This is a genomic window from Actinomadura sp. GC306 (assembly GCF_004348665.1).
In the GTDB taxonomy this organism is placed as follows: Bacteria; Actinomycetota; Actinomycetes; order Streptosporangiales; family Streptosporangiaceae; genus Spirillospora.
This window is the reverse complement of the sequence record NZ_SMKM01000208.1, coordinates 1-11,996: the sequence shown is the minus strand read 5'-3', so window position 1 is coordinate 11,996 and position 11,996 is coordinate 1. Positions and strand designations below refer to the sequence as shown.

The window sequence follows — 11,996 nt, the reverse complement described above, 5'->3', positions numbered from 1 at the left end:
GCCGTAGGTTGGGCGGGCCGTAGGTTGGGCGTGGGCGCCGCCGGCGGGGCGGGCGCACGGTGAGGCGAGGAGCGGGAACGATGGTGCGACCGGGACGCCGGGCGGGCGGTGCGGCGCGATGAGCGCGGTGCGGGTGCTGCTCGTCGATGATCAGCCGCTGCTGCGGACGGGGTTCCGGCTCATCCTGGAGGCCGAGACCGACATCGCGGTGGTGGGCGAGGCCGGGGACGGCGCGGTGGCGGTGGAGCTGACGCGGTCGCTGCTGCCGGACGTGGTGCTGATGGACATCCGGATGCCGGGGGTGGACGGCATCGAGGCGACCCGGCGGATCGTCCGGGACGGCGCGGCCTCGCACGATCCGAAGGTGCTGATCCTGACGACGTTCGATCTCGACGAGTACGTGATCGAGGCGGTGCGGGCGGGGGCGAGCGGGTTCCTGCTGAAGGACTCGCCGCCGGAGGACCTGGTGCAGGCGATCCGGATCGTGGCGGCGGGCGACGCGATCGTGGCGCCGAGCGTGACGCGGCGGCTGCTGGACCGGTTCGCGTCGCGGCTGCCGGCGGTGCGGGACGAGGCGCCGCCGCCGGGGCTGGACACGCTGACCGACCGGGAGCGGGAGGTGCTGGCGCACGTGGCGCGGGGGCAGTCGAACGCGGAGATCGCGGCGGAGCTCGTGGTGAGCGAGACGACGGTGAAGACGCACGTGGGGAACGTCCTGGCGAAGCTGGGGCTGCGGGACCGGGTGCAGGCGGTCGTGTACGCGTACGAGACGGGGCTGAGCAGGCCCGGCCAGAGCTGACCGTCCCGCCGGGACCGGGGCCGGGGGCGCGGACGCGAGGCGTTGCGGGTGCGGTCTCAGGGTCGGACCCTGGTTCGTCCCTGTCTCGCGGAGGGCGGGGACTACTCCGGTAGGACGACCGCGGCGGGGTTCCTCCTGCCTCGGGTGGACGGCCAAGTCCGTTCCTGGGGTCCATCCCATGAGATCGCGGGCCTTCTAGTGTTCTTTAGGTCGGATCGTCGGGGGACGAGCACATCCGGCCGCTGGCAACGCTCTTCTCTGCTCACTCGACTACGGGAGTCTCACGTGACGAACACCGCCCCATCGACCGCCGGCGCGCAGACCGTGCCCGGGGAGGGCGACTTCGCCGCACGCACCCAGGGGATCACGAAGGTGTACGGGCACGGCGACGCCCGGGTCGTCGCGCTCGACGGGGTCACCGTCGGCATCCCCCGGGGCCGCTACACGGCGATCATGGGCCCGTCGGGGTCCGGGAAGTCGACCCTCATGCACTGCATGGCGGGCCTGGACTCGGTGGACTCCGGGGAGGTGTACATCGGCGACACCGAGCTGACCCGGCTGAAGGACAAGCAGCTGACGCGGCTGCGGCGCGACAAGGTCGGTTTCGTTTTCCAGGCGTTCAACCTGGTGCCGACGCTGACGGCGCTGGAGAACATCACGCTGCCGATGGACATCGCGGGCCGCAGGCCGGACCGGGAGTGGCTGGACACGGTGATCGACACGGTGGGGCTGCGGCCGCGGCTGAAGCACCGCCCGTCGGAGCTGTCGGGCGGCCAGCAGCAGCGGGTGGCGTGCGCGCGGGCGCTGGCGGCCCGCCCGGAGATCATCTTCGCTGACGAGCCGACGGGGAACCTGGACTCGCGGTCGGGCGCGGAGGTGCTGGGGTTCCTGCGGGACTCGGTGCGGCGGATGGGCCAGACGATCGTGATGGTGACGCATGACCCGACCGCGGCGGCGTACGCCGACCAGGTGCTGTTCCTGTCGGACGGGCAGATCGTCGACACGATGCCGGAGCCGACGGCCGAGCGGGTGCTGGAGCGGATGAAGGGCTTCGACTCCGCGCCCGCCGTCGCGCCGGGCCCGGACGCCCAGAGCCAGGACGCGCAGGGCCGGGACGCGCAGGATCTGGACGCGCAGGGCCGGGACGGGCAGGGGCCGGGGGTCGCGGCGCGATGATGGGCAGGGTCACGCTCCGCAACCTCGCGGCGCACAAGATCAGGCTGGTGCTGACGGCCGTCGCGGTGATCCTCGGCGTGGCGTTCGTCGCCGGGACGCTGATGTTCACCGACAGCATGAACAAGCGGTTCGACGAGCTGTTCAGCAACATCAGCCAGGACATCGCCGTCAGCGTCCGGGCGAAGCAGGTCGTGGGCGGCAACGACGACGGGATGTCGGCGCAGCCGGTGCCGGCGTCGGTGCTGGAGACCCTCAAGGGCGTTGACGGGGTCAAGGACCCGATCGGGAACGTCACCGGGTACGCGGCGGTCGTCGGCAAGGACGGGAAGATCGTCGGGACGCCGCAGAACGGCCCGCCGCAGCTCGGGGTGAACCTGACCGGGAGCGCGTTCTACGACCTGACGTCCGGCCGCGCGCCGCGGGGCCCGGCGGAGGTCGTCATCGACGAGGCGACCGCCGAGAACGGCGAGCTGGCGATCGGCGACACCACGCAGGTGATCACGGCGGGTGCGCCGCAGCGGATGAAGGTCGTCGGGCTGGTCGACACCGGGAACATGATGGGTGCGACGGTCACGGCGTTCGACACCCCGACGGCGCAGCGGCTGCTGCTGAAGCCCGGCTACTTCACCGACATCGAGATGAAGTCGGCGGGCCCGTCGGAGGAGGAGCTGCGCGACCGTGTCGCGGCGGTCCTGCCGGCGAACCTGGAGGCGATCACCGGGACGGAGCTGCGGGAGGAGGCGCAGAGCGACATCGCGGAGATGATGGGGTTCTTCCGGACGTTCCTGCTCGCGTTCGCGCTGATCTCGATCTTCGTCGGGGCGTTCATCATCTTCAACACGTTCTCGATGCTGGTGGCGCAGCGGACCCGGGAGCTGGCGCTGCTGCGCGCGATCGGCGCGGCCCGCGCGCAGGTGACGCGGGCGGTGATCGGCGAGGCCGTCGCGGTCGGGATCGTCGGGTCAACGCTCGGGCTGGCCGCCGGGGCCGGGCTGGCGTCGCTGCTGCAGACGCAGATGGGCGACGCCGGCGACGGCGGGCTGGCCCTCACCGCGAACGCGGTGGTCTGGTCGTACGCGGTCGGGATCGTGGTGACGGTCGTGTCGGCGTACTTCCCGGCGCGGCGCGCCGCGAAGATCCCGCCGGTGGCGGCGATGCGCGACGACGTGGCGCTGCCGCAGCGGTCGATGCGGATCCGGATCGCGCTGGGGTCGCTGCTCACCTTGATCGGCGCGGCGCTGATCGTGGTGGGCCTGGCCGGGGCCGGCGGCAACCCGGCGGTGCCGGTCGGCGCGGGCGCGTTCGGGGTGTTCGTCGGGGTGGCGATGCTCGCGCCGGTGATCAGTGTGCCGGTGCTGCGGGTGCTGGGCGCTCCGGCGGCGCGGCTGCTGGGGGCGCCGGGGCGGCTGGCGCGGCAGAACGCGCTGCGCAACCCGCGCCGCACCGCGGCGACCGCCGCGGCGCTGATGATCGGGCTGGCGCTGATCACCACGGTGAACGTGCTGGGCGCGACGATGCGGGCGTCGATCGACGACCAGATCGACGCCCAGTTCGGCGCGGACTACCTGGTGCAGGCGCAGGGCGCCGGCGGCGTGAACGCCGAGGCGCAGCAGCGGGTGAAGGACACCCCCGGGGTGGTGGCGGCGTCGCCGACCTACGACGGCGACGTGAAGATCGACGGGAAGGACGCGTTCTACGTCGCGGCCGACGCGTCGGTGATCACCGAGGCGGCCCGGCTGAAGATCGTGTCGGGGAGCGCGGCGTCCGGCCCGTCCGACCTCATGGTCGACGAGGACACCGCGAAGGACCGCGGCTGGGAGGTCGGTGCGGTGGTCTCCGTACAGTTCGCCGACGGGAAGACCGAGCGGCTGACGCTCAGCGGCGTGTACTCCCGCAGCGACCTGATCGGGCCGCGGCTGATGTCGCCGGAGATGCACCTGCGGCACACGGTGAACCCGACCGTCGGGATCATGGTGGTGGACACCGAGCGGGCGGACGCGGCGACGCGGTCGGCGCTGGAGTCGGCGCTGCAGGGCTACCCGAACCTGGAGGTGGCCGACCAGGCGTCGCTGAAGGAGGACGCCCGCGGCCAGGTCGACGGGTTCGTGACGTTCCTGACGATCCTGCTGATCATGTCGGTGGTGATCGCGGCGGTCGGGGTGATCAACACCCTGGCGCTGTCGGTGATCGAGCGGACCCGGGAGATCGGGCTGCTGCGCGCGATCGGGATCTCCCGGCGGCAGCTGCGCCGCATGATCCGGCTGGAGTCCATCATGATCGCGGTGTTCGGGGCGGTGCTCGGCATGGGCATCGGGATCGCGTTCGGCGCCGCGCTGCAGAACGCGCTCGCCGACGACGGCCTCGGGGTCCTGTCGATCCCGTACGGGACGCTGCTGGTGTACCTGGCGGTGGCGGCGGTGATCGGTGTGCTGGCGGCGCTGTGGCCGGCGTGGCGGGCCGGTCGGATGGACGTGCTGAAGGCCATCTCGACCGAGTGACGGCGCCCCGCGGGCTCACGCAGGGTGCACGGTAGGAACGCGGAAGGCCCGGTCCCCTCGGGTGAGGGGGCCGGGCCTTTCCCGTGTGAGAGGCGCACCGGCCGGAGCGGGTGGGCGTCCTGGTGCGGGTAGCTACTGCGCGGAGTCGGTGGCGGACGCGGCGCCGTTGTCGCCGGACGCGGCGCCGGGCGCCACCGCGGCCTTGGCGACGGCGTCGGTCGCGCTGACCGTGGTGTTCTCCGGGAAGTGGCAGGCGGCCTGGTGGCCGGGGCTGAGCTCGACCAGCGGCGGCTCGACCTGCTTGCAGATGTCCTGCGCCTTCCAGCAGCGGGTGTGGAAGCGGCACGCGGGCGGCGGGTCGAGCGGGCTCGGGACGTCGCCCTGCAGGCGGATCCGCTTGCGCTCCCCGCGCTGGGCCGGGTCCGGGATCGGGACCGCCGACAGCAGCGCGTTGGTGTAGGGGTGCATGGGCCGCTCGTACAGGTCCGTCCGGTCCGCCAGCTCGACGATCTTGCCGAGGTACATGACGGCGACGCGGTCGGAGATGTGCCGCACCACCGACAGGTCGTGCGCGATGACCACGTAGGTGAGGTCGAGCTCGTCCTGCAGGTCCTCCAGCAGGTTCACGACCTGGGCCTGGACCGACACGTCCAGCGCCGACACCGGCTCGTCCGCGATGATCAGCTTCGGTTTCAGGGCGAGGGTGCGGGCGATGCCGATGCGCTGCCGCTGCCCGCCGGAGAACTCGTGCGGGTACCGGTTGTAGTGCTCGGGGTTCAGCCCGACCAGCTCAAGGAGGTCCTGGACGGCCTTCTTCACGCCCTGCTCGGTCTCGATCTTCTGCAGCCGGAACGGTGCCCCGACGATCGAGCCGACCGTCTTGCGCGGGTTCAGCGACGAGTACGGATCCTGGAAGATCATCTGGAGGTCGCGGCGGAGCGGCCGCAGCCTGCCCTGCGACATCCTGGTGATGTCGCGCCCATCGAAGGTGATCTTCCCGAAGCTCGGATCCAGCAGCCGCATGATCATCCGGCCGGTGGTGGACTTGCCGCAGCCCGACTCCCCCACCAGCCCGAGCGTCTCGCCCTTGCGGACGGAGAACGACACCCCGTCGACGGCCTTGACCGCCGCGATCTGCCGGCGCAGCAGCCCGGAGGTGACCGGGAAGTGCTTGCCGAGGCCGTCCACCTCCAGCAGGAGCTCGCCGTCCGCGGCCGGACGGGCCTCCTCGGCCGGGGCCTTGGAATTGTTCACAGTCTCGTTACCACCCGTGCTCGTCACAGCTTCGGCCGGATCTCGTCGGTCCAGATCTCCCGCCGCCTGTCCAGCGGGAGATGGCACGCCGCCCGGTGGCCGGGTTCGACCTCGACCAGTTCGGGCCGCACGGTCTCGCTCTTGCCGTCGTTCAGGTCCCGGTAGGGGCAGCGCGGATGGAACGCGCACCCCGGGGGGACGTTGATCAGGCTCGGCGGCGTCCCGGTGATCGGCAGCAGCCGCTCGGAGCGCTCCCGGTCCAGCCGGGGCATCGAGCCGAGCAGGCCCCACGTGTAGGGGTGCACCGGCCGGTGGAAGGCGTCCTCGACCGGCGCCTGCTCCACCGCGCGTCCCGCGTACATCACCAGGATGTCGTCGGCGACCTCCGCGACGACCCCGAGATCGTGGGTGATCACGATGACGGCGGAGTCGAACTCCTCCTGCAGGTCCCGGATCAGGTCGAGGATCTGCGCCTGCACGGTCACGTCCAGCGCCGTCGTCGGCTCGTCCGCGATCAGCAGGTTCGGGTCGCACGACAGCGCCATCGCGATCATCGCGCGCTGCCGCATGCCGCCGGAGAACTGGTGCGGGTAGTCGTCCACCCGCTGGTCGGGCCTGGGGATGCCGACCTTGCCGAGCATGTCGATGGCGTGCTTGCGCGCGACCTTCTTGGACACGTCGTTGTGCACCCGGTACGCCTCGATGATCTGGCTGCCGACCGTGTAGAAGGGGTGCATCGCCGACAGCGGGTCCTGGAAGATCATCGCCATGTCGCGGCCGCGGAGCCGCCGGACCTCGCTCTCGGCGGCGCCGACGATCTCCTTGCCGTCCAGCCAGATCTCGCCGGACACCCGGGCGTTGCGCGTGTTGTACAGGCCGAGGATGCCGAGGCTGGTCACGCTCTTGCCGGATCCGGACTCCCCCACGATGCCCAGGGTCCTGCCGCGCTCCAGCTGGAACGACAGCCCGTCGACCGACTTGACCAGGCCGTCGTCGGTCGGGAAGTGGATCTTCAGGTCGCGGACTTCCAGGAAGGCGCCGGGGGGCCGGCCGCCGCCTGCGGCCGCGCCGGCGTCCACGTCGGTGGCTTCGGCCATCAGGACAACCTCACCCTCGGATCGAGGATTCCGTACATGACGTCGACGATCAGGTTCATGACGATGACCGCGAGGGAGAGGGTCACGACGGTGCCCAGCACCACCGGCAGGTCGCTGCCGATCACGCCCTCCAGCGCCAGGTTGCCGAGTCCCTTGAGCGAGAAGGTCTGCTCGGTGAGGATCGCGCCGCCGAACAGCAGCCCGATGTCGAGTCCGAACACGGTCACGACCGGTGTCAGCGACGCTCTCAGCGCATGTCTGGTGACGACGGTCCGTTCAGGGAGTCCCTTGGCGCGGGCCGTGCGTATGTAGTCTTCACCCATCGTCTCCAGCATGCCCGCTCGGGTGAGTCGCGCGTACATCGCCGCGTAGAGGAATGCGAGCGTCACCCAGGGCAGGATGAGCGCCGAAGCCCATTTGAACGGGTTCTCCGTGAAGTCCTGATAGCTGACCGGTGGGAGCAGTTCCCAGGCGTGGACGACGAACGTCAGGGAGAGCAGGCCGGTGAAGAAGATCGGGAGCGAGACCCCCGCCAGCGCGACGATCATCGCGGCGCGGTCGAAGAGGGTTCCGCGTTTGAGCGCCGACAGCACGCCGATCGAGACTCCGGCGATCAGCCAGATGACGGCGGCGCCGACCACCAGCGAGAGGGTGATGGGGAACCGGTCGATGATCTGGTCCGTGACGCTCTGGTTGGTGCGGAACGAGTAGCCCAGGCACGGGGCGGGGCAGTCGATCTCCTCGACGCCGGTGTCGTAGGTGTCACCGGCCACGATCGACTTGAGGAAGTTGCCGTACTGGACCGCCAGCGGGTCGCCGAAACCGAACCGCTCCTTGATCGCGGTGATCGTCTCGGCCGTCGGGGACTTGCCGGCGAAGCGGGCCGCGAGCTGATCGGTGCTCTGCCCGGCGGCGCGCGGGAGCCCGAAGAAGATGAGAAAGGTCACCGCGCTGATGACCAGGAGCATCACGACCCCGCCCACGAGCCGGCGAATGAAGAATGCGATCACGGTCCTGCGGCCCGGGGCGGCCGGCCGGGATCACCGGCCGGCCGCCCGTGGCCTTCACCTGCCTTCTGAGCGAATCGTGGGAGGCTGCTACTCGACGCCGAGCGTGGAGTAGTTGTACATGCCGAACGCCTTGTGGAAGAACACGTTCTTCAGCGAGTCCGGCCGGTACATCAGGGACTTGGCGTACACGTTCGGCATGACATACGCCTGCTCACGGAAGCGGTCGTCGATCTGGTTGTACAGCTTCGCGCGCCCGGCCGCGTCCTGCGTCGTGAGCGACTGGGCCCACCAGTCGTCGATCTGCTTGTCCTCCATCATCGAGATGTTGATGTTGCCGCTCGGGAGGATGGCGTCGCTGTGGGTCAGGGCCCACAGGTAGCCGTATCCGGTCGGCCAGTCCGAAAGCCACCCGAAGGTGCCCAGGGCCACGTTGTTCTTCTTGTTGAACTCGGGCGAGCCGAACTGGTCGGTCACGTAGGTGTTGGCGGGGTAGCCCTTCAGGTCGAGCTTGATCCCGACGCGGCTCATCGACTGCTGCAGCGCGATCGCGACCGCCTGCTCCTTCGGGCGGTCCGAGCGGTAGACCATCGTGACCTCGAAGCCCTCGGGCTTACCGCACGCCGCCAGGGCCTCCTTGGCCTTGGCCACGTCGCCCTTGTAGCCCTTCTCGGCCTTGGTGTAGTAGTCGGTGCCCTTCTCGCGGCCCTCCACGTCCGGGGGCATGATCGAGGTCGCGAGGTCACCGCCGACGTCACCGCCGTAGGCGCGCCACATCGCGTCGCGGTCCGCCGCCCAGATCATGGCCTGGCGGCACTCGAGCTTCGGCACGACGTCGCTGTTGATGGGCAGGTACCAGTGGAACCCGCCGATCGGGTTGTCGGACTGCGCCTTCAGGCTGTCGTCGGTGAGGATCGTCTTGCGGGCGTTGTCCTGCACGCCCGAGCCGGCCAGGTCGACGTGGATGTCGCCCTTGAGGAGCTGGTTGTCGAGCTCCTCGGCGTTCAGCCCGGCGATCATCTCGATCCTGGCGGGGAGCTGCTTGCGGTGCGGGTCGGAGGGATCCCACTGGTCGTTCGGCACCAGCGCGCCGCCCTTGCCGGGGGTGTAGTCGCCGTCCCACTTGTAGGGGCCGGAGGAGACCGGGTGCAGGCCGTACCGCTCGCCCTTGTCCTTGTCCTGCGGCACCGGGGCGGTCTGGCCGCTGAAGTTCACCAGCTCGTTGAACTCGGTGAACGGGCGCTTCAGGTGGAAGACGACGGTGTAGTCGTCGGGGGTGGTGACGCCCTTGAAGTTGTCGAGGTTCTTGTCCTTGTAGGGGCCCTCGTAGTCACCGGCGTCCAGCATGTCGGCGAAGTAGGACGGGCCGCTGCGCAGGACGGAGCGGTCGAAGGTGCGCGCGACCGCGTACTTGATGTCGCCCGCCTTGATCTCGGTGCCGTCCTCGTACTTCTGGCCCCGCTTGAGCTTGTAGGTCCAGGTCTTGTTGTCGTCGCTGGGGACGCCCAGGTCCTCGGCGAGGTCGGGCGCCGGCTTGCGCCCCTCGTCGCCCGGCTTGGCGGGGTAGGTGAGGAGCATGCGGGAGTACAGCCGGACGAAGTTGGTCGACCAGGCGTAGTACATGTTGCCCGGGTCGGTGGAGTCGATGTCGCTGCTGATCGCCATCCGCAGCGTGCCGCCCTTCTTCTCCGAAGGGTTCACGACCTTGTCGACGGCGGCGTTGAAACCGGCGCCGTCACCGCCGCCGCCGTCGTCACCCCCGCCACATGCGGCTAGACCCAGGCTGAGGGCGACCAGCCCTGATGACAGGGCTAGAAGTTTGGGCCGGACTCTCATAATTACCCTTTCCACTCTCGGGTGAATGTCCCGGTGCGCTGGTCAGCGCCCGGTCCGCGGGTCGAGGGCGTCCCGGAGGCCGTCACCGAAGAGGTTGAAGGCCATGACCGTGACGAAGATCGCGACACCGGGAATGATCACGAAGTACGGCGCTATCTGGTAGCTGCGGATCGCCTCCGTGAGCATGGAGCCCCACGCCGGGGTCGGCGGGTTGATGCCGACCCCGAGGAACGACAGCGCCGCCTCGAACAGGATGTTGGTGGGGATCAGCAGCGTCGCGTAGACCAGGATCGGAGCGACCAGGTTCGGCAGGATCTCCCGGAACAGGATGCTCGGACTGCGGGCGCCCATGCTGCGGGCGGCGTCGACGAACTCCCGCTCGCGTAGCGAGATGGTCTGCCCGCGCACGATGCGCCCCATGTAGGGCCAGGAGAAGAACCCGATCACGAAGATCACGATGGCCATGCGGAGGCCGTTGCCCTCCAGGCCGAGCCAGCTGTCCGGCAGGACCCCGACGACCGCGATCGCGAACATCACGAGCGGGAAGGCGAGGAAGATGTCCATCGTGCGGGTGATGATCCAGTCGACCCAGCCGCCGAAGTAGCCGGCGATCACGCCGAGGGTGGTCCCGATCACCATGGCGATGAGGGTGGCCAGGAAGCCGACCAGCAGCGACACCCGCGCGCCGTAGACGATCCGGCTGAACAGGTCGCGGCCGTTCCCGGGCTCCAGGCCGAGCAGGAACTCGCCGCTCATCCCTCCCCTGGGCTCCAGCGGGCCGCCGAGCGTCGGGTCGATGAGCTCCTGGTGGAACTCGTTGGGCGGGTGGCCGAGGAGTTTGACGATGAGCGGCGCGAAGATCGCCATGAGGATGAGCAGGATCACCGTGACCCCGCCGGTGAGCGCGACCTTGTCGCGCTTGAGCCGCATCCAGGCGATCTGGCCCAGGGAGCGCCCCTGGATCTTCTTGCGGTCGACGCCCGAGAGCACCGATTCGGGATGCGCCTCGGTGTCGGACCCGCTCACCTCGATGGGTGCGGCCACGCTCCATACCTCCTACAGTCCGGCCACTGGTTCGGCCCTGCCGCCGGCGCCCGGCCGGCCGGCGGCGGAGATCATCCGCCGCCCCGTACTCGGCACGCCGCGTTCGCTGAGGGCAACGTAGTCCTTCGACCACGACTGTCCATCCGTGTGAGGACCTATGCCAGTACCCGTATCTGACTTGTGATCTCGTCGTCATCTGGGCCACACGCGGAGCGACAGCACGTCCGGCAAACCGCCCGAATAGTACGTTCAGTGCACGACCTGCCGTGGCCGTCATCCGGTCTAGACCGGGAAGCTTTACCGTTCCGAGTCCGTTCCGATATCGATCCTCCGCAGGTCAGCGTCCCGGCGGACACAATCCGGGCGCCCCAGCGGCCCGGCACGCCCCATCCGGCACGGCAGTCACGCGACCGGCCCGCGGGACGGGCTTACAGCGGAGGCTTACAAGCCCGAGGCCCGGAGCGCGAGGCCCGGGGCGCGGACGGCGCATATGAAGACGGCGGGCCGGGACGCCCCCGCTTGGGGGACGTCCCGGCCCGCCGTGACGGACGGTGGCCGGGCGGCTCCGGGTCAGCTGATGCCGCGGTCGCGCAGGATCCGCTCGATCTCGGCCATCTCCGGGTCGCCGCCGCCCGCCGCGGGACCCTCCACGGCCTGCCCGCCCGACCGCCCGGCGGACTTCTGCCGGCCGCCCCCGGCGGCCTTGCCCCCTGCCGCGCCGCCGGACGCGCCGCCGGACGCGCCCGCGCGGCGGCTGATCATCGCGCCGGAGACCACGTACAGCAGGACGGCCAGGCCGGCGACCGCGACGCCCGCCCACCGGCCGGGGTCGAACGTCAGGTCGACGAAGAACGCGGTGACCCCCGTCATCGCCGCCGCGAGGGGCACCAGGGACAGGGCGGCGCCGCGCAGCCCGGTCCCCGCGCCGCGGCGGCGGTAGACCCCCCAGCTGACGACCAGCCCGACCAGGGTCACTGCGAGACTGATCGCGAAGATGGCTGTGTCACTCATGCCGGCCCCTCATTCCTTGCGGTGCTGCGTCACTGCGGTGCTGCCTCACTCCCATCGTCACACGTCACGGGCCGGTTCCGATCCTCCCGGCGGACGGTTTCCGGGCGCGCGGCCCTCCTCCTCCCGCGTGACCCGTCCCTGAGGGACCACCCCGCGGGTATCAGGGGCCGGTCCGGTCACCTGGGGGACGCGGGCGGGCTCCTACTCGCCGGTGAACGCGGGCAGGGCCCGCAGCATGTCGAGGGTGACCTCGCGCAGCGAGACGACGACGACG

At 70.4% G+C, this 11,996-nt stretch carries 9 protein-coding genes; 3 read left to right on the top strand and 6 right to left on the bottom strand.

Translation table 11 applies throughout. From position 1 onward, the window contains the following. Positions 1 to 118 precede the first annotated feature (118 nt). The 3 genes from E1200_RS24375 (at position 119) to E1200_RS24365 (ending at position 4,473) form a co-directional block, all read left to right on the top strand. On the top strand, positions 119 to 799 hold the full coding sequence (locus tag E1200_RS24375) for a response regulator transcription factor (RefSeq protein WP_131954401.1): 681 nt from the start codon (positions 119 to 121) through the stop codon (positions 797 to 799). Positions 800 to 1,084: 285 nt separating this feature from the next. Then, on the top strand, positions 1,085 to 1,975 hold the full coding sequence (locus E1200_RS24370) for an ABC transporter ATP-binding protein (RefSeq protein WP_131954400.1): 891 nt from the start codon (positions 1,085 to 1,087) through the stop codon (positions 1,973 to 1,975). Next, entirely contained in the window at positions 1,972 to 4,473 is a 2,502-nt protein-coding gene (locus tag E1200_RS24365; protein WP_243708801.1) for an FtsX-like permease family protein, read from the top strand. The genes E1200_RS24370 and E1200_RS24365 overlap by 4 nt, the downstream gene beginning before the upstream one ends. A 132-nt stretch (positions 4,474 to 4,605) precedes the next feature. Here the strand turns inward: E1200_RS24365 and E1200_RS24360 are convergent, their stop codons facing one another. The 6 genes from E1200_RS24360 to E1200_RS24335 form a co-directional block, all read right to left on the bottom strand. Then, on the bottom strand, positions 4,606 to 5,727 hold the full coding sequence (locus E1200_RS24360; protein WP_131954399.1) for a dipeptide ABC transporter ATP-binding protein: 1,122 nt from the start codon (positions 5,725 to 5,727) through the stop codon (positions 4,606 to 4,608). A 23-nt stretch (positions 5,728 to 5,750) separates the two neighbouring features. Further along, on the bottom strand, positions 5,751 to 6,824 hold the full coding sequence (locus E1200_RS24355; protein WP_131954398.1) for an ABC transporter ATP-binding protein: 1,074 nt from the start codon (positions 6,822 to 6,824) through the stop codon (positions 5,751 to 5,753). Then, positions 6,824 to 7,834, bottom strand: coding sequence for an ABC transporter permease (locus tag E1200_RS24350; RefSeq protein WP_207933523.1), 1,011 nt, complete (start codon positions 7,832 to 7,834; stop codon positions 6,824 to 6,826). The genes E1200_RS24355 and E1200_RS24350 overlap by 1 nt, the downstream gene beginning before the upstream one ends. An 87-nt stretch (positions 7,835 to 7,921) precedes the next feature. Then, positions 7,922 to 9,667 carry an ABC transporter substrate-binding protein gene (locus tag E1200_RS24345; RefSeq protein ID WP_131954397.1) on the bottom strand — a complete coding sequence of 582 codons (1,746 nt, stop codon included), beginning with the start codon at positions 9,665 to 9,667 and terminating at the stop codon, positions 7,922 to 7,924. A gap of 42 nt (positions 9,668 to 9,709) precedes the next feature. Beyond that, positions 9,710 to 10,711, bottom strand: coding sequence for an ABC transporter permease (locus tag E1200_RS24340; protein ID WP_131954396.1), 1,002 nt, complete (start codon positions 10,709 to 10,711; stop codon positions 9,710 to 9,712). Between the two features lie 570 nt (positions 10,712 to 11,281). Then, positions 11,282 to 11,722: a hypothetical protein gene (locus E1200_RS24335; RefSeq protein WP_131954395.1), complete on the bottom strand. Its 441-nt coding sequence runs from the start codon at positions 11,720 to 11,722 to the stop codon at positions 11,282 to 11,284. Positions 11,723 to 11,996 lie beyond the last annotated feature (274 nt).